Source organism: Syntrophomonas zehnderi OL-4, assembly GCF_000983115.1.
Taxonomy (GTDB): domain Bacteria; phylum Bacillota; class Syntrophomonadia; order Syntrophomonadales; family Syntrophomonadaceae; genus Syntrophomonas_B; species Syntrophomonas_B zehnderi.
Genome location: NZ_CGIH01000033.1, coordinates 1 through 18,664, shown reverse-complemented (window position 1 = coordinate 18,664; position 18,664 = coordinate 1). Strand labels below are relative to the sequence as shown.

Here is an 18,664-nt window from a genome sequence, read left to right as displayed (position 1 = left end):
GAGATGATGCTAAGAATACAAATATTAAAATATCTATACAACCTGTCTGATGAACAGTTAATACAGGATTTGAGCGTAAATCTGGCTTATAAATGGTTTGTAGGACTTAACCCCGAAGACCCCTTGCCTGAAACCAGCCTGCTAACCAAATTCCGTACCCAACGCTTAAAGGATATTAGCATGGATGCCATCATTACCGAAATCGTAAGGCAATGTGTAGAAAGGGGCCTAATCAAAAGCAGCAACGGCATCGTTATTGATACTACCCATATTGAAGCCAACATCATTAAAAAAGTACCCGAACGTATTATGAAGCACTTGGCCAGAAACATATTCAAGGCCATGGGACAGGAACAATATGAGATACCCGATTATACTCAGATAGAAGATCATATTGAAGCCAAACAGGTTATGAAAGATTACCTGGAAGGCCTGATCGAACAAGTTCAGGAAGAAACCTCAGAAGAAGTTATTATAGCAACGAAGGAAGCTTAGGAGGTTTTAGGAAGCGATCTGTTTATCGAGCAAAAAGGCATCCGTTCACTGGTTGACAAAGATGCCCGAGTAGGCCACAAAAGCAAGACTCAAAATTTCTACGGTTATAAAGCAGAAATATGCCAAACCACCGATGGCAGTTTAATAACCAGCATTTTTGTAGAACCAGGTTCATAAGATCACCAACCAGCGAGTTCCACTAGATACAAAGGAGATTTTATTAGTATTTAGCAGTAACGTGAACTATTTCTATAACAAAAGTGCTGATCCAGACCTAAAAGTCCTGGGTAGGAATGATAAGAACGCAGACTGTGTACGTGTATATGAAAAAGACTCCGGTAAACTGGTTAGTACATCAGCAAGATTAATCTCCGACGATTCCGATGGAGATGAAATGAATACCTTCTATACGCTTGATGGAACCCAGAAATCCGAAACGAAGAAAAGAACATTAGTAGTGGCACTAAACGAGAAGTTGGCCGGGAATACCACTTATAAGGTTGTTATCAACCGGGAAATGGCAGCTAATAACAGTGCTATACTGGGCCAAGAAAAAGTAATTGAGTTTACTACGGAAGCTTCCACTGCCACTAACTCTGGGGGAGGAAAAGCACCTATTACTGACCAGGCTATTTCAGCTCTGGGCGGTAGAATCAGCGAATCTGGCGTTACAATAGTTATTCCAGCTAACGCAGTTAGCTCCGATATCAAGGTCACTGTAGAGAAAATTATTGATACCGCTTCGTTGCCGCTAAATAACAAGAGTAGCTTCATTAGTTATGTAGTTGAAATAATAAAAGACAAAGCAGGAGATTTCAGCAAACCAGTTACCATAACCTTAAGCTTTAATAAATCCAATGTAGATAGCACCAAATATGATCTGCTAATCTGTTACCTGGACGAGAAGGAAAACAAATGGATTCCACTGGACAATGTTAAGGTTGATTTGGCTGCAGGAACGGTAAGTGGAGAAGTAAGTCACTTCACCAAGTTTGCCGTAATGGCAGTAGAAAAAGAACAAAAACCGGAACCCAAACCAGTCCCTGAATTAAAGGATATCAAAGGACACTGGGCTGAAAAAGCTATTACAGAACTGGTCGCCACGGGAGCAATCGGCGGGTATCCTGATGCTACCTTCCAGCCGGATAAAAACATCAGCCGGGCTGAATTTGCATCTATCCTGGTTAAGGCCTTTAAACTAGAAGCCGGAACCGGAAAGATCTTTGCCGATACTGCTGATCATTGGGCTAAGGATTCCATTGCTATTGCTGCAAGCTACGGTATAGTCAGCGGTTACAGCACAACAAAGTTTGGGCCGGATGATAAGATTACCCGGGAACAGATGGCAGCCATGATTGTGAAAGCTGCTAAATTAGCCGAATCAACGGAAGGTAAGAACTTCGCGGATAGCAACAAGATTTCCCCCTGGGCGAAAACAGCAGTCGCAACAGCCAGTCAAAACAAAATAATTAACGGCTATCCTGACAGCACCTTCCGGCCTCAGGCCCAGGCAAGCCGAGCAGAAGCCGCAACAGTAATTATTCAAGCCCTTAAAACTGCTTCATAAGCACAAAGCTTAATCCCCCGGGATCTCCCGGGGGATTTTTAACTGAATGCAAAAATGCTGTTTGAATTCCTTTTTATACCGTAATTCCCTCAATCAGCAGTTGGATATGCTCAACCGCTTGTTCCCTCAAATCAAAGTCAGGATAGCGGATACACCATTCATAGCTGACGCCCCGTATCGCCATCACAAAATGCCGGGAAAGTTCCTCCAACGGCAACGAAGATGCAAGTTCGCCACAGTGGATGCCTTTTTCCAATACACTATGAAAGAGCGTGTAAAGCTCTCTGCTGTAACCTTTCACCGCTTCGGTATCCACGGTTCCAGCCAGCAGCATTTGGTAAACCTTTTTCATATTTTCGCAGCCGATGGTATTCAAAAGTGTTTCTGCTATTTTTTGAGTTAGAGCAAGGAGTACCTCTGAAGCTGGCATATCATCAGGCAACGTTTCCAAAAAGGTCTTGTAATCCGTATCGGCTTGGGAGGCGTAGTCTGCAATTAAAACGGCGATGAGCGCGTCCTTGGACTCGAAGTGTACATAAAAGGCACCTTTGGTAATACCAGCCTCATCGGTGATGTCCTCTACGTTAACATCAGAAAAATTACGCTCTGTAAATAATCTTTCCGCAATCTCATACAGTTTCTTTTTCGTTTTAGCTCCTTGCGCCTTCCTCTTGTCGAGTTTTTTCTCTCTCATATTTCCACTCCTATATTGATTTTTTAGAAAAAAACAAGCATAATAAACTAAGTCAGTAACCCTGTTAATTAAACAGGGTTACACATTTGAAATATAGCACTTGTCATTCTTTAATTCAAGTAGTCAGCCCAAAGCAGTTGCACTTCTTCGAATTCTGTCTAACAAAGTTCGTAGTGTAATTTGTGGATTCGATAGGAGTTTTTTAAAAAAACGGAGGGAAGAATATGAGAAAAAATAAAAAAAGGCAAAGGTTCGCTTCTATGGTGCTGTCTGTCATCATGTTTGCGGGCATGTTTTCTGTCTCAGCGCTGGCTGAAACAGCTACATTCCCTAATGGCACAAGCGGTGAAATTATTGCTTTTGAGGTGTTGGGGTCGGAAATCGCAATACGGAGCATGCCGCTTGGTACATCCCAGGCGGATTTGAAGCTGCCGGATACCCTTACGGCAACGGTACGGCTTGCAACTTCGGAAGAACCGGCGCTGGATTCCGGTCGAGCTGATCCGGAGTCAGACAGCATCGATTCGGTAAGCGGGTCAGCGATTGAAGCTGAGCCAATGGAGAAAACTGAGGACAACATAGATGAAATCAGCGTTCCCCTGCCTGTCTCATGGGTTTCATCACCGGAATACAACGATGAAGCAGCGGGCACATATGTTTTTACGCCTGAGCTGCCGGAGGGACTTACCCTTGCCAGCGGTGTGGAAGTCCCGGCAATCACTGTGTCCGTAAATGCGGCTGTCCCTACAGGCACAGTTACGGCCTTTGACGAGCTGCCCGAAGATATCCGCTGGCAAAACACGACCGCACCGGAATTCCCGAAAACCGTAAGCGGTACGGTCGAGGGCGAGATGGTGGACATCCCAGTGACATGGGAGGCGGATCACGATTACGACGAAGAATATCCTCAGCAGGGGCTGTATGTATTTACAGCCGTTTTGGGCGAGGGCTATAACGCCACGGAGGGTGTAGAGCCTCCCCGCATGACCGTGTTCATACCAGTCAGCGCGGGGCGGATGGCGGCGCGCATGGCGGGAGGTGGCACAACAGACAGCCCGCTGGAAATTACCACGGCAGCACAGCTTGCCGAAATTGCCACGCTGGTGAATGTCCGTCCAAACGGTCTGGAGCGGTTTTTATTTAATGATGCGAGCGCACGGGTCAGTCTGAAGCTGATGAACGACGTCGACCTCTCGTCGTACTCCAAAGGCGAGGGCTGGATGCCCATCGGCAATAGGCTCAACAAATTTAAAGGAACCTTTGACGGTGACGGGCACAAGATCAGCAATCTGACCATCGACCGTGCCGGCGGCAAGTATCAGGGCTTGTTCGGATCTATTGGCGCCGGATCATTGGTGAAAAATCTCGGCATCGTAAGAACAAGCGTAGCCAGCTTAGGGTATGTCGGTGTTGTGGCGGGAGAGGTTAGCGGTGGCACGGTGGAAAACTGCTATGCAACAGGCAGTGTCAGCGGCGGAAGTGCCGTTGGAGGACTGACAGGCTATGTTAATCTCAACAGCACGGTACAAAACTGCTACGCCGCAAGCAGTGTCATCGGTATTCCTCCAAGCGGCGTCTCCGGCTCTATTATGATCGGCAGTCTGGCAGGAGGTGTCTACGACAGCACAGTGAAAAACTGCTATGTCATCGGCAACGTCTTAGGCAGTATTGCGCCTCCGAATTCACTTCAAACGGGTGGTCTGGCAGGCCTTTTTAGCGGTGGCACGATGCAAAACTGCGCTGCTTTTAATTCTTCGGTTGTTGGCACACATTATGTCGGGCGCGTGGTGGGATCTAATAGTTCAGGCACCCTTTCCGGCAACATCGCCTTTTCCGGTATGACTGTGACACAAAACGGCAGCACAAAATCCCTTGTTGAGGGCGCGGATCAGGTGGACGGTGAACCCAAAACAGCAGCCGACATCAAGGCGGCAGGCTTCTTTGAGGCATTGTTCAACAATGACTCGGCATGGACGTATGAAGAAGGCAAATTGCCCGGCTTCGGCGCAGCGATTGACCTACCCGCCTATATCACAGAACCTATCACGGGGCTTGCGGGGGCAGGAACAAGCGATGACCCTTATCGCATCCAAACCGCCGCCGACCTAAAATATATGGCGGATATGTTTAAAAGTGGCGGTGATTTTTCCGTTAAGAAATACTATCGTCTTGAAAACGACATCGACCTCTCGGTTTACGGCAAGGATTATGACGGCGGCAAAGGGTGGACGCCTATTGAGAAGTTTGTAAACGCTGTCTTTGACGGAAACGGCAAAACGATCACCGGGCTGTATATCAACCGAAGCAACGAAACCGACATTGGTCTTTTTAGTCAGGTGACAGCCAGTATCATTCACGATTTGTTTTTGGAGGGCCTTTACCTGCATGGTGACACAGACTACATGGACGGAAAAATCGGTGGTCTGGCGGGTCAAGTAAACGGAGGCAGCACGATATTCGGCTGTGCGGGCACAGGTTCCGTTACGGGAGCGGGAAAATCCGGAAGCTATTGCGCAGGTGGCCTGGTTGGCTTGCTGGAGCAGGGCAGTTCGTTTAACAATTGTGCTTTTTATGGGACGGTATCGGCTAAGGCCAAAGGCTTTTCCGAGCCGCCAACCAGCCCCCCCAATATTTTTGCGGGGGGAGTCGCCGGTCGGCTCGATCAAAGTGGGGCTGTTACAAACTGCGTCAGCGTTACCGATGTTTCCTCGGCTGGAGAAAGTGCTTATGCGGGCGGCATTGCCGGTCAGGTTGACACCGGATCAAAAATCGCACAAAGTGCCGCGCTGGGCGCGGGGGTTGCAGGTATCACCGCTGGCCGTATTGCGGGGGAAATCACTGCCAACGCATCCGGCGACCCTAATAATAAAAACTACGCATGGAGCGGCATGGATGTAAACGGCTCCACAGTTTCCGGCTCCGCCATTAGTTCAGATGGCGAGGACAAGAATGCCGCTGCCATACAAACTCTGTGGACATCCGGGGCACTAAAGGGTTGGAATGATGCGCAAATATGGACGCTTGAGCAAGGCAAGCTGCCGGTGCTCACGAGACTTGCGAGACAAAATGATACACTTCCTTCCCATATCAGCGGCAGCTACTTCACGGGCACGGGCACAAGCGAGGACGACCCCTATCTCATCAAAACCGCCGCCGACCTCGCCAACCTGGCGGAGTTGGTGAATGCGGGAGCCGACCCCTATGCAAATCCGGACAGATACTACAAGCTTCAAAATGATCTCGATCTTTCTGCCTACGCCAGTGGGGAGGGCTGGACGCCCATCGGAACATCAGCCAATCCATTTAAGGGAACATTTGACGGCAATGACAAAACCATCACCGGGCTGGTGGTCAGCCGTTCAGCTTCTGTTAACATCGGCTTGTTCGGTTATCTTTTCATCGACAGCAGGGTGCATAAGCTGCGCATATCGGATGCAAGGGTTCGCGGAAATGAGATTGTTGGCGGTGTAGCAGGTTATACCTGGGGAGCAAAGGTAGAAAAATGTGCCGTCTCCGGCTACATATCAGGAACCGGGAAAGTCGGCGGCATCGTGGGATATGTCTCCAGTGGCACGATTCAAAACTGCTACAGCAGCGGAAACGTAACCAGCACCGGCGACTATGTGGGTGGCATCGCAGGCCGTCTTGAACATGCTGCTACTAAGATGCAGGGCTGCTACAGTGACAGTACCATCTCCGGCAATTACTATATCGGCGGTGTTGCGGGAGAGGTTAGCGACAGCACCGTGCAAAATTGTTACAGCACCGGAAACGTCACAGGTGGCCGTTATGTCGGAGGTGCGGCAGGATGCGTTGTTCGCGGCAGCGCACAAAACTGCTACAGTACCGGCAGCGTTCTGGGGACGGATTCGGAGGGGTATGTTGGCGGTGTGCTGGGCATTCTCAGCAAAGGCACCGTGAAAAATTGTGTGGCGCTCTGCCCTTCCATCAAGGCAGGCGCATACAATTTTGGACGCGTGGTGGGCAAAAACACCTCCGGCACCCTCTTGAACAGCTACGCCTACAGCCGTATTCCCGGCACATGGGCAAATAAGGGTCTAAGTGCAAAGGACGGCGCGGATGTGACCTCACAGACCTTGTTTGGCGGCAGCTTCTGGACGGCGGCGGATAACTGGGATAGCCCCGCTTGGGATAGCGCGGTCTGGACATTTGCAAAAGACAAACTACCTATACTGACCGGGCTTGCGGGGCAATCAGGCGAGGGCGGACTGTACCTGATCTCACGGGACATTCAGTATGCCACAGTGGGCACGGTCGCCACCCTCACTTATAACGGCAGCGAGCAAATCCCAACCTTGACCGTTAGCTTTGACGGCGAAACACTGACGAAAGACACGGATTATACCGTCTCTATAACCAGCATAGACGGCAGCGGTACCAGCTCGGGTACAAATGCCGGAGAGGTGACCCTGACCATTACCGGCATCGGCAGCTTCAAGGGGACAAAGACGGCTACTTATACTATCGGCAAGGCACCTCTAACGATTGCGAGTGCCGCAGTAAATTCCAAGACCTACGATGGTACTACCGATGCAGAAGTCGCCTACGTGAACTTCCACGGCTTGCAGCTCAGCGAAAAACTGACGTATGGCACTGATTACACCGTCACAGGTGTACAGTTTAACAGCGCCGATGCGGGCGACAACAAGACCGTAACCGCCGCGGTGTCGCTTTCCAATACGGCAAAAGCCAATAATTATTCCTTGGCAAGTGGCGGTCTGTCCGTAACAGGACAGCGTATCGAAAAGCGGCAGATTGCCCTTGCCGCAGACAATAAAACGATCATAAAGGGAGGGGGCCTTCCCCAACTGACCTATACAATTAGCAATCTGCCCACTGGCAAGACCAAAGCGGACGCTTTAAGCGCCGAACCTGTACTGGCTTGCCCGACCTTTGACGGCAATGCACCGGGCAGTTACGCCATTACCCTTACAGGTGGCACGGCAACGGATAATTACACCATTACGGCTCGCACGAACGGTACCCTTACCGTTGCGGAACAGACTTATACGGTCACGTTTAATCTGAATGGGGGTTCGCGCACAGGCGGCGGCGAATTGATACAGTCTATCGCGAAGGGCGGTGCGGCAATAGCCCCTACTGTTTCCCGCAGAGGCTATACCTTTATCGGTTGGGATAAAGCATTTGATAATGTTAGCTCTGATCTGACGGTTGCGGCTAAATGGAGCTATAACGGAAGTGGTGGTAGTGGTGGTGGTTCTCCCGTTACCCTCACTACTTCGACCATTACGACAGCTCTTGAAAAGAGTCCCCACCAGCCTGTCACGGCGGTGGTTCCTGTAACTGCCACGTCCGGCACAAACGGCGCAGCCAGCGCATCTATCCCTGACAAGACGGTAGCCGATGCTATTTTTAAGGCACAGGCTGATGCAAAGGCGCAGGGCAAAATCACAAACGGTATATCGGTGGCGTTGAATTTTACAATGCCAAAGGGGATGACTTCTCTTGCGGCAACCTTGACCCGAAATTCCCTGAACAGTCTTGTAAGTGCTGGGGTAACTGAGCTTGAAATCAGCGGCGCACCGGTATCCCTCGGTCTTGATCTGGACGCACTAAAGGAGATCCAGAAACAGAGTAGCGGGGATATCAGCATCAGCTTCACTCCAGTCACAGGGCTTTCCAAGACAGCTAAGGCACTTTTGGGCAACCGTCCAGTCTATAGCATTACCATCAGCTATACCGACAAAAACGGAAAAACGCAGAATATTTCCAGTCTTGGGAACGGCACGGTAACCCTGTCCATCCTCTACACTCCAGGCAAAAACGAGGCCGTGGGCTATCTTTACGGCGTGTATGTGGACGCTAAGGGAAATGCCACCCGCATCCCCGGTTCGGCCTATGACCCGAACAGCAGAAGTCTCCTGCTGGGCACCAACCACTTCTCGGTGTACGGCGTAGGGTACGAAGCCCCTGCGGGCAAGTTTACCGACATTTCCACCCATTGGGGCAAAGACAGCATCGACTATGTGGTAGGCAGAGGAGTGCTCTCAGGCACATCGAAAACCACTTTCGCTCCTGATACCGCCATGACACGAGAAATGCTGGTAACGGCCCTCGGCAGATTGGCAGGCGTAGATGTGAAAGCATACACCACCAATAGCTTTACCGATGTGAAAGATGACAGCAGCTTCCGCCCCTACATCGAGTGGGCATACAAAAAAGGCATTGTGCAGGGTATCGGCAATCAGCAGTTTGCGCCCGACCGGGCAATCACCCGTGAGGAAATTGCAGTTATTATTGCAAACTATGCTAAAGCCAATGGCTATAAACTGCCTGTAACCCGTGATGCCACCGCCTATGCGGACGCATCCAGCATCGGCAGCGCCTACAAAAAGCCGGTTACAGCCATGCAGCAGGCGGGTATCATGACGGGCGGTACGGACAACAGATTCAATCCAAAGTCCAATGCCAGCCGTGCGGAGGTTTCCTCTATGCTTTACCGCTATATCAAGCTGACTATCGAACCAGCCACAGCGCAGGGCTGGGCGCTCAATGATGCCGGACAGTGGTTCTACTACAAGGATGGCAAGGCTCTCAGCGGAAGGCAGAACATCGATGGAACCATATTCTTCTTTAACACCGATGGTACGCTGAAAACCAGCTGGGTCAAAGATGGCGGCAACTGGAGATATTACGCAGGAAACAAAGCTGCTGTATATTGGCTGGATATCCGCGACAAACGCTATTACTTTAATAAGGACGGGGTGATGGTGCCCGTTAAGTGATTTGCGATGCCGCTAAACTTGCTTAAAAGAAAAAATCGGAGGATATAAAGCAGACGAAGACGGCGTAAGGAAAAGCAAATAACACCCATATACGGAAAAGCAAGGGTGGGAACCAATATTGGTTCCCACCCTTGCTTTTCCGTATTCAGTTTGCTTCCCCCAAATGTCCCTATAATACCGGGTGGCCTTTTTCATCCTTTGGGAATATAAAGCCTATTTAACCCGTGGGGGGAATTGGATGAATATTTTTTGCGGGTCAACCTCTTCGCGTAACACCGTTAAGACATCATCGGGCGGAATCGGGATTTGTTCTATTTCTCCATCGGGCATTAATAATTCAAAACCGGTGCAGGCCTGGCATATTTCTGCGTTCAGTCCGGTGTTTATTGCTTTTATGCGCATGCGCTTGCTTACGGGATGAAAGTCCATGATACCTAGCTGGGAGACGACAGCTATAGGCCCTTGTCCTAACAGACCCGCTTTTTGTCGGCTATCGCCGCCGGTCAGGTGTCCGGGGCTGGTTAAAAAGTCGAGTTTGGCTGGAAATTTACTGGCATCCTGTAGTCCCACTAAAACGACTTTTTCTGTCAAAGAAGCCAGATCATTTCCTCCCCCGCTGCCGCTCAGGCGATGTTTGAAGTCATGAAAGCCGCCCCCTATAAAGTGGGTATTCAAATTGCCGTACATATCTATCTGGGCAGCACCCTGGAAGCAAATATCCACATAACCGTTAGCCGCCATGGCAAACGAATGGGGCATTTCCAAGGTAAGGGCGGATCTTCTAAAGGTGGCGGCTCCTCCTACCGACCAGGGCATAGGGCCTTCCCAAGGATCCTGCCCACCCGATTCGTAAACCATGGTAATATTTGGAGCATGGGTTTTTTTGGCCAGTAAGGCCCCCACCATGGGCAGACCTGTACCCACATACACAACCATACCGTCTTCAATTAGTGAGGCTAGGTTAAAAGCTAGCTGTTCAAAAGGATTGGCAGGTGCTATTGCCATATTAAACGCCCCCTTCACTAGTTGGAATGACCATCTGATAGTCAAAGCTAACCCCTTTGTCTTCTATCAGATATTCTTCTGCTCTTTCCAATCGTTTCAGATTGTGCAGGTAGCTGGAACCGCCCATATGTTGAGACATTTTGTCGATGAATCCCCACTGATCATCCGAGCCATATACCCAGTATTGTAGATAGTGATCCATGGCCTCATCGGTTTTAGAAGCGATTCTAAATATCCATTCCCACCATTCACGGTACCAATAATAATAACCAGGACAGGCTCCGGGCAGTGCCCCAAAGGGCAATTCGACCACGGCATCAACTACCACAAAGGGAATAACGGTAAAAGCCGGGTCAAAACGCAGCTGCAGCTCAGGAACGACTTCTTCACAGGTAATAATAACTTTTCGGGCAGAGTGGGCCAGCGCAATATCATTTACAGCAGGGCCGAAAATTTTGGCATTGCCAAACATATCAGCCTGCTGGCAATGAATAATGGTAACGTCCGGGTGCAGTGCCGGGATTAAAGTCACCGGTTGTCCTGTAAATGGATCGGTATCTACTTTAACATAGGGATTGTAATCAAGCATTTCCGAGCCTAATAATTGTTTGGAGGCCACAAAGGGCATGCCGTACTGGGCTGCTTTGAATCCCTGTCCCATAGAACCGTGTCCCCACTCTGACAAAACGATACCTCGGCCTTGCTTGATATTACGTACATATAAACGATCCGTGCCGCGCATTTCGGCACCTACATAGGAATTGTGGGAGTATTTGGCACAACCTTTAAACATTAAATATGATTGATTGGTATTGGGTGAGCCGATGAAATGAAGATTTTTTTTGCCTTGGCGCATTATTTCAAAATAGGCTTGAATTGGGGTACGCACATAAGCAAAACCAGCATCGGTACAGATATCGCCATCATCGACATATTTGGCAATCGCGTCTTTCAAACTCATACGTTTGTCTTCTTTGCGGCGATTTTTTTTAAGTGAGTTTTCCCTGAAACTCTGATGGTCGATGAGGTGATCCAGAATACTGGTGTCTTTAATGCGAAGATTCTCGAGCGCCTTTTCGTTATATTGAAATTTTGAAGACACGCACATATCCCCCTTCTTTTGTAGGTTTTATAATTACGTGAATAATTGTTAACAAACAAATGCGATAAAGCCTGTGATGTTTACGAATTTGGTGCTTTTAAAAAACATTTGTATAATAATTAGAGCCTAGTCACCTCCTTGGAAATGTTAAGCAAATCTTATGGGTATAAACTACACACCATACAAAATATGGAAAACATAAATTTCATTGTTTTTATTATATCCGGATATTTATTCCGGAACAATACTTTTATGGAAAAAAATTCATAAAGGGATTTTTTGCTTTAGCCAGGTTTCCAGCAGACCAAATCAAAAAATAAGGAAGGATTCTAAAAATGGTAGTAGAATGTTAATGATGCAGGTGTTTGGAAAGGTGGTCATTAAATGGCGAAAACAATTGCAGTTGCCAACCAGAAGGGTGGGGTTGGGAAAACAACTACGTCAATAAACCTGGCTGCATTTCTGGCCATGGAAGGATACCGGGTATTGCTGGTAGACTGCGACCCACAGGGAAATGCCAGCAGCGGTATGGGAATTAACCGCAAAAGGCTTCCTTTTTGTCTATATAATCTCCTAATAGAAGATTTTAGTATTAATAAAGTGATTACCCGCAGCAAGGTAGAGGGCTTGTTTATACTTCCGGCGACTATTCAGCTGGCCGGAGCAGAAGTTGAGCTTGCGGCGCGTGAAGGCAGGGAATTTACCCTGCAAAAAGCCTTGCTGGATGCGCAGGAGTTATATGACTATATTATTCTGGACTGTCCGCCTTCCCTGGGATTGTTGACTATTAACGCCTTAACGGCCTGCAATTCAGTATTAATTCCCCTGCAATGTGAATATTACGCCCTGGAAGGATTAAGTCAGCTGATGGATACTATCCAATTAGTCAAAAAAAGACTAAATCCCCAACTGAAAATTGAGGGGATTGTATTTACCATGTTTGACGGTCGCACTAATCTTTCCATTCAGGTGGTTGATGAAGTAAAACGGCATTTTCGCAACGAAATATATCAAACTGTGATTCCCCGCAATATCAGATTGAGTGAAGCACCTAGTCACGGCAAGCCGGTCGCCTTATATGATCCACGTTCCAAAGGCGCAGAGGCCTATGAAGAATTAGCTAGGGAGGTGATTAAACGTGGCCAAACCAGAAAGAGGTCTAGGTAGGGGTATAGAGGCATTGTTTTCCATAGAAGATGAAAATAAAAATGCTGAAGTTTCCAGTATAGATATTAAATTGATTTTTCCCCAGGAAAACCAGCCCCGGCAAAGATTTGATCCGATACTGCTCCAAGAATTGGCCGATTCCATCCGGGAACATGGTGTTCTGCAGCCGGTACTTTTAAGGCCGGTTGACCGGGGATATGAGATAATTGCCGGGGAGCGCCGCTGGCGGGCAGCTAAAATGGCTGGTCTAACATCAATACCGGCTCTGGTTCGGGAAATGGAGGATGCCGAAGCTGCGGAAATTTCCCTGATTGAGAATCTGCAGAGGGATGACTTATCCGTTATCGAAGAGGCCGTGGCCTACAAAAACCTGCTGGAAAAGCATCAATATACCCAGGAAAAACTGGCCGGGAAGATCGGCAAAAGCCGTACGCATATAGCTAACACTATGAGATTACTGGCCCTGCCCCCCCAGGTAATAGAACTGGTTGAGAACAAAAAAATCGCTCCCGGGCATGCCCGGGCATTGCTAGGATTAAACGACCCTGAAGCCCAGCTAAAAGCGGCCCAGAAAATCGCCAAGAGCAAGATGACGGTTCGCCATACGGAAGAATTAGTTCGCTTTGAAAAAGAAAAACCACCGCAAGCAACGGCAAAAACTCCTGAATTAGCTGACTTGGAGGAACGCCTGCAAAAACATCTGGGGGCTAAAACCGAGATAAATCGTAAACGGCAAGGCGGCAAAATTGAGATAACCTTTTATAATGAAGAAGATTTGGAAAGGATCCTGGAAATGATCGGAGTTATTTAAAGACTCGCCCTAGGCGGGTCTTTAAAACTTAAAAAGTGTTATTAAAAAGTGCTTTTAAACGGATGTCACTGTCCCGCAAAAGGCTTTTCTCGTTTCTAATAATGTATAGGGACGGGAACCCCTCCTTGATAGTGCCCTTTGAGTTAATGATTGATCAGAGTCAGAGCGCGAAATTGCAAAAATAATACAGAATATGAGTGAAAATTTAGACCTAACCCTCTAAACCAATTACTTCCAAGCCAACAAAAGTTTGATTATATTTGCCTATACTGTATAATATATGATAAATTTTATAGTATATATTTTATTGCAATTATAAATTCTCATATGCTTAATCCTGAGGCCTTCTCAGGAGCGGGGGAACCATTATTTTTGGGGTGAATCCAGTTTACTGGTAGGGATTCCTGAACCGAACCCGACAGCTAACCTCGTAAGCGCGTACAGGGGAGATTTAAAAATTGTGTGCCTGCAAATATGCCTAATATAGGTGTCTCATGGCTTCTTTTTTTAGCTTTCCTTAGCTTCCCTGTTAAAAAATATTGCTTTTAAATATCTACCGCTGGTACGAATTAAGACATGCAAAATTAGAAATAACTATAACTATAACTTTCGAATTAGATTATGAGTTATTTTTGCATAAAATCAAAAACAAATGGCATTTTAAGTCTATCAAAGGGGTATTTAACTAATTTATACAACTTTTTTTGCTGCTTGATTATGTAAACCTCAGGCGGTTGATAGTGGTTTATTTATTTAGAAAGAGGAATGATATTTATGCCTAAAATCCAAGTCAATAATTTAAGCAAGATTTATGGCAGCAGCCCCGAAAAAGCGATTGAGATGATGGAAAACGGGTACAGTAATGATGCCATCAGGAAACAAACGAAAAATGTGGTGGGAATTAAAAATGTATCCTTTTCGATTGAAGAAGGTGAAAATTTTGTCATAATGGGGCTTTCGGGCAGCGGCAAATCCACCTTACTCAGATGCATGAACGGACTGAACAAACCTACCAAAGGCACGATTATTATCGATGGGCAAGACATAAGCTCGGTCAGCAAACAGGAATTGCGCGAAATCCGCAGGACCAAGATGAGCATGGTCTTTCAGAGATTTGCCCTTCTGCCGCATAGAAACGTGAGAGACAATGTTGCTTACGGGCTGGAAGTTCAGGGCATGACCTGGGAACTAAGGAAGGAAAAAGCCATGCAATCTTTGGAGTTGGTGGGTTTAGAGGCATGGAGCGAATATTATCCGGAGAACCTCAGCGGAGGAATGCAGCAAAGGGTTGGAATAGCCAGGGCGCTGGCCACAGATCCGGATATTTTACTTATGGATGAACCTTTTAGCGCCTTGGATCCGCTGATTCGCCAAGAAATGCAGGATGAATTGATTGAGCTGCAAAAGAAACTGCGCAAAACCATCCTTTTTATCACCCACGATTTAGATGAAGCTCTTAAAATCGGAGATAGGATTGCCATTATGAAAGACGGCGAAATATCACAGATGGGCAGCCCGGAGGATATCTTAATGTCACCGGCGACTGATTATGTAGCCCGCTTCGTGGAAAGTGTGGATCGCAGTAAAGCGCTTACAGCATCTTCAGTAATGATTAAGCCGCGGTCGGTGATTTACCCCAAAGACGGGCCGATGGTGGCCTTACGCATAATGGAGCGTTACGGAATGTCGGGGCTCTTCGTAACCGATCGTGACGGTGCATATATAGGTTATATCTTAGCTGAGGATGCTTCTAAAATGGCCAAGCAGGGAGAAAGGCTGTTGGATCCAGGTATACGTAAGGAAGCACCGGTAGTTGCTCCCGATACTCCTTTGGCCGAGATTTTGGAAGTAATGGCTTATACCCGGATACCAATTGCTGTGGTTGACGAACAACAAAAACTAAAAGGGGTTCTAGTCAGAGGATCGGTAATTGCTGGACTTGCCGGGGAAAGGAGGGAACATGATGGATTTACTGCCTAGGATTCCGATAAACCGTTGGACAGACATTGGCATTGAGTATCTGCAAATAAAATGGGGAGGGGGCTTTGATTCATTAAGCGAATTCTTAAAGGGTTTTATTATTTCCCTGCAGGATTTATTAATCTTTATCCCCCCGGCTTTAATGATCCTTATATTAGCGCTGCTGGCCTGGCGATTTATAAACAAGAAAGCGGCCCTGTTTGGAATAATTGGCCTATACCTTATCTACAATGTGGGCCTCTGGGGAGCAACCATGCAGACGCTGGCTATGGTTATCAGCTCAGTTGTGCTGTGCATAATACTAGGCATTCCCCTGGGGATACTGGCGGCCAAGAGCGATACCGCCCACCAGATTATTACTCCCATACTTGATTTTATGCAGACCCTGCCGGCCTTTGTATATTTGTTGCCGGCTGTAACGTTCTTTGGTCTGGGGGTTGTGCCTGCTGCCATTGCTACCCTCATTTTTGCAATGCCACCGGTTATAAGGCTTACTGATTTAGGCATTAAACAGGTTCCGGAAGAATTAGTGGAACTTGGTCATTCCTTCGGTTCAACCTTTCATCAGATGCTTTTTAAAATTGAACTACCCTTAGCCCGACCAACGATTATGGCGGGTATCAACCAGTGTATAATGCTGTCCCTTTCCATGGTTGTCATATCAGCCATGATCGGTGCTAAAGGATTAGGAGGTGAGGTATGGCGGGCGATTCAGCGCATGGAAATTGGAAATGGCTTTGAGGCCGGACTGGCAATTGTTGTAATAGCTATATTGCTGGATCGTATTACCCAGAGCTTCGGTAAAAACGAAGATTAAACAGAAGGGAGAAGTCAAATGTTTAAAAACAAAAAAATGATTGTACTAATAAGTATGCTGGCGTTGCTATCTTTTACCCTGGTGGGATGCGGGGGCAGTAAATCTCCTCAAAATAAAGCTGGCAAAGATACGGTTAGGCTGGTATATGTGGAGTGGGCCTGTGCCACGGCTTCAGCCCATGTAGTCGCTGAGGTTCTGGAAAACAAGATGGGATACAACGTAGAATTAACCCCGGTAGCAGCCCCCTTGTTATTTGAAGCCCTGGCCAATGGCGATGCAGACGCCATGACAACTGCTTGGCTGCCGATTACCCATGAGAGCTACATGAAAAAAGTCGATGGAAAAGTAGAAAATCTGGGGCCGAATTGCGAAGGAGCCAAGCTGGCTATCGTAGTGCCGGAATATGTTACTATAAACTCCATTGATGAAATGAATGATTACAAGGATAAATTTAAAGGTCAGATTGTAGGGATCGACCCGGGTGCCGGGGTGATGAAACTGACCGAAAAAGCCATTAAGGATTACGGACTTGATTATCAATTGGTCGAAGGCAGTGATGCGACCATGACGGCTGCTTTAAAGAGCGCTATTGACAAAAATGAATGGGTGGCGGTTACCGGCTGGATTCCTCATTGGAAATTTGCCCGCTGGGATTTAAAAACCCTGGAAGATCCGAAAAAAGTTTTAGGAGAAGCGGAACATATCGATACAGTCGTTCGGCCAGGCTTGAAAGAAGATATGCCTGAAGTATATGAGTTTTTAAAGAAATTCAAATGGGATGTTGATGACCTGCAGAATGCCATGCTGATGACTTTGGAGAGCGGTACGGATAGTAAAGAAGCTGCCCGCAAATGGGTAGATAAAAACCCGGAACTGGTAAACAGTTGGCTGCCTGATAAATATAAAAAGTAAGTTAATCAAAGCACAAAAAACCGCTGTCCGCAGAGGTTGATCCAAGTATTTTAAAATGCGCTATAGCAATAATTGAGACATTTGCTTATTAATAAACCTGTTTGGGCAGTGTTATGCATGGACTGAGCAGGAATGAGCCGAGGCAAATGTCTCTTTTTATTATTGATTTGGTTAGGGAGGGGTAGGTATGAAGATATCAAGAAGAAATAATACTATTCCTATAATCGCCATGTTGTTGCTGCTGTCTTTTACCCTGGTGGGGTGCGGGGGCGGTAAATCTCCCCAAAATAAAGCCGGTAAAGATACGGTTAGGCTGGTATATGTAGAGTGGGCTTGTGCGACTGCTTCCGCTCATGTGGTTGCTGATGTTCTGGAAAACAAGATGGGATATAAGGTGGAATTAACTCCCGTATCAGCACCTCTTTTGTATGAGGCCTTGGCCAGCGGTGATGCTGATGCCATGACAACTGCTTGGCTGCCGATTACCCATGAAAACTATCTAAAGAAAATGCAGGGTAAGATTGAAAATCTGGGCCCCAACTGTGAGGGAGCCAAGCTGGCTCTGACGGTACCCGCCTATGTTACCATAGACTCCGTAGAGGAATTAAATGCCAAGAAGGAGAATTTTGGGGGTCAGATTATCGGAATCGATCCCGGTGCTTCATATATGAAGCTTACCGAAAAAGTCATTAATGAATACGGATTGGATTATGAACTGGTTGAAGGCACCGATGCCACTATGACGGCTGCCTTAAAGAGCGCCATTGACAAAAACGAATGGATAGTTGTGACGGGTTGGATCCCTCATTGGAAATTTGCCCGCTGGGATTTAAAGATCCTGGATGAACCCAAAAATATTTATGGAGACAGCGAGTATATCGCAACGATTGTCCGCCCCGGACTTAAGACTGATATGCCGGAAGTATATGAGTTTCTACAAAACTTCAAATGGAGCATCGATGACCTTCAAAACGCTATGCTGCTGTCATTGGAGTACGGCTCGGACAGCAAGAAAGCTGCCCATAAATGGACAGAAGAAAATCCGGAACTGGTAAACAGGTGGCTGCCTGAAAAATATAAAAAATAGATTTTAATAGTTGCCGGTGAGCTTCTGTAGCGCTAAAGGCAACTATTAAGGATGCGCCCTGCGGGCACCACGTATGTTGCCTAAAGGCAACGATTAAGGTTGCACCCTGCGGGCACCACGTATGTTGCCTAAAGGCAACGATTAAGGATGCACCCTGCGGGCACCACGTATGTTGCCTAAAGGCAACGATTAAGGATGCACCCTGCGGGCACCACGTATGTTGCCTAAAGGCAACGATTAAGGATGCACCCTGCGGGCAC

At 47.3% G+C, this 18,664-nt stretch carries 11 protein-coding genes, 1 pseudogene and 1 riboswitch; of the genes and pseudogenes, 9 read left to right on the top strand and 3 right to left on the bottom strand.

Annotation, left to right across the window (positions count from 1 at the left end):
• Nucleotides 1-63: 63 nt before the first annotated feature.
• Both AAV90_RS10220 and AAV90_RS10215 read left to right on the top strand, forming a co-directional pair.
• Nucleotides 64-669 (top strand): annotated as a pseudogene (locus AAV90_RS10220) (transposase); the annotation flags it as partial.
• A 64-nt stretch (nt 670-733) separates the two neighbouring features.
• Nucleotides 734-2,062, top strand: a complete 1,329-nt coding sequence (locus AAV90_RS10215) for an S-layer homology domain-containing protein (RefSeq protein WP_046498617.1) — start codon at nt 734-736, stop codon at nt 2,060-2,062.
• Nucleotides 2,063-2,135: 73 nt separating this feature from the next.
• Here the strand turns inward: AAV90_RS10215 and AAV90_RS10210 are convergent, their stop codons facing one another.
• Nucleotides 2,136-2,756, bottom strand: coding sequence for a TetR/AcrR family transcriptional regulator (locus tag AAV90_RS10210; protein ID WP_046498615.1), 621 nt, complete (start codon nt 2,754-2,756; stop codon nt 2,136-2,138).
• A gap of 224 nt (nt 2,757-2,980) precedes the next feature.
• Here AAV90_RS10210 and AAV90_RS14150 point away from each other — a divergent pair, with 224 nt between their 5' ends.
• Nucleotides 2,981-9,523 carry an S-layer homology domain-containing protein gene (locus tag AAV90_RS14150; RefSeq protein ID WP_052729728.1) on the top strand — a complete coding sequence of 2,181 codons (6,543 nt, stop codon included), beginning with the start codon at nt 2,981-2,983 and terminating at the stop codon, nt 9,521-9,523.
• 213 nt (nt 9,524-9,736) lie between these two features.
• On the opposite strand, the gene AAV90_RS10200 is transcribed toward AAV90_RS14150, so the two are convergent.
• On the bottom strand, nt 9,737-10,528 hold the full coding sequence (locus tag AAV90_RS10200; RefSeq protein ID WP_046498613.1) for a CoA-transferase subunit beta: 792 nt from the start codon (nt 10,526-10,528) through the stop codon (nt 9,737-9,739).
• Nucleotide 10,529: 1 nt separating this feature from the next.
• A complete protein-coding gene (locus AAV90_RS10195; protein WP_052729727.1) occupies nt 10,530-11,630 on the bottom strand; it encodes a CoA transferase subunit A in 1,101 nt (366 codons plus the stop codon).
• A gap of 384 nt (nt 11,631-12,014) precedes the next feature.
• Here AAV90_RS10195 and AAV90_RS10190 point away from each other — a divergent pair, with 384 nt between their 5' ends.
• The 6 genes from AAV90_RS10190 to AAV90_RS10165 all read left to right on the top strand — a co-directional run bounded on the left by AAV90_RS10190 (nt 12,015) and on the right by AAV90_RS10165 (nt 18,404).
• Nucleotides 12,015-12,797 (top strand): ParA family protein, encoded by a 783-nt coding sequence (locus AAV90_RS10190; protein WP_046498610.1) that lies wholly within the window; start codon nt 12,015-12,017, stop codon nt 12,795-12,797.
• Nucleotides 12,769-13,608 carry a ParB/RepB/Spo0J family partition protein gene (locus AAV90_RS10185; RefSeq protein WP_046498609.1) on the top strand — a complete coding sequence of 280 codons (840 nt, stop codon included), beginning with the start codon at nt 12,769-12,771 and terminating at the stop codon, nt 13,606-13,608. Before AAV90_RS10190 ends, AAV90_RS10185 begins: the two co-directional genes overlap by 29 nt.
• A 318-nt stretch (nt 13,609-13,926) precedes the next feature.
• A riboswitch (cyclic di-AMP (ydaO/yuaA leader) is annotated at nt 13,927-14,061 on the top strand.
• Between the two features lie 321 nt (nt 14,062-14,382).
• Entirely contained in the window at nt 14,383-15,588 is a 1,206-nt protein-coding gene (locus AAV90_RS10180; protein WP_046494722.1) for a quaternary amine ABC transporter ATP-binding protein, read from the top strand.
• Complete coding sequence (locus tag AAV90_RS10175) at nt 15,572-16,405, top strand: ABC transporter permease (protein WP_046494724.1); 834 nt, start codon at nt 15,572-15,574, stop codon at nt 16,403-16,405. The genes AAV90_RS10180 and AAV90_RS10175 overlap by 17 nt, the downstream gene beginning before the upstream one ends.
• An 18-nt stretch (nt 16,406-16,423) precedes the next feature.
• On the top strand, nt 16,424-17,317 hold the full coding sequence (locus AAV90_RS10170) for a glycine betaine ABC transporter substrate-binding protein (RefSeq protein WP_046494727.1): 894 nt from the start codon (nt 16,424-16,426) through the stop codon (nt 17,315-17,317).
• 187 nt (nt 17,318-17,504) lie between these two features.
• Nucleotides 17,505-18,404 carry a glycine betaine ABC transporter substrate-binding protein gene (locus AAV90_RS10165; protein WP_157609451.1) on the top strand — a complete coding sequence of 300 codons (900 nt, stop codon included), beginning with the start codon at nt 17,505-17,507 and terminating at the stop codon, nt 18,402-18,404.
• The last annotated feature ends 260 nt before the right edge of the window (nt 18,405-18,664 follow it).

Coding starts and splice junctions, on each gene's coding strand:
- AAV90_RS10165 (WP_157609451.1), top strand. CDS start 17,505: ATGAAGATATCAAGAAGAAATAATACTATTCCTATAATCGCCATGTTG.
- AAV90_RS10175 (WP_046494724.1), top strand. CDS start 15,572: ATGGATTTACTGCCTAGGATTCCGATAAACCGTTGGACAGACATTGGC.
- AAV90_RS10190 (WP_046498610.1), top strand. CDS start 12,015: ATGGCGAAAACAATTGCAGTTGCCAACCAGAAGGGTGGGGTTGGGAAA.
- AAV90_RS10210 (WP_046498615.1), bottom strand. CDS start 2,756: ATGAGAGAGAAAAAACTCGACAAGAGGAAGGCGCAAGGAGCTAAAACG.
- AAV90_RS10200 (WP_046498613.1), bottom strand. CDS start 10,528: ATGGCAATAGCACCTGCCAATCCTTTTGAACAGCTAGCTTTTAACCTA.
- AAV90_RS10180 (WP_046494722.1), top strand. CDS start 14,383: ATGCCTAAAATCCAAGTCAATAATTTAAGCAAGATTTATGGCAGCAGC.
- AAV90_RS14150 (WP_052729728.1), top strand. CDS start 2,981: ATGAGAAAAAATAAAAAAAGGCAAAGGTTCGCTTCTATGGTGCTGTCT.
- AAV90_RS10170 (WP_046494727.1), top strand. CDS start 16,424: ATGTTTAAAAACAAAAAAATGATTGTACTAATAAGTATGCTGGCGTTG.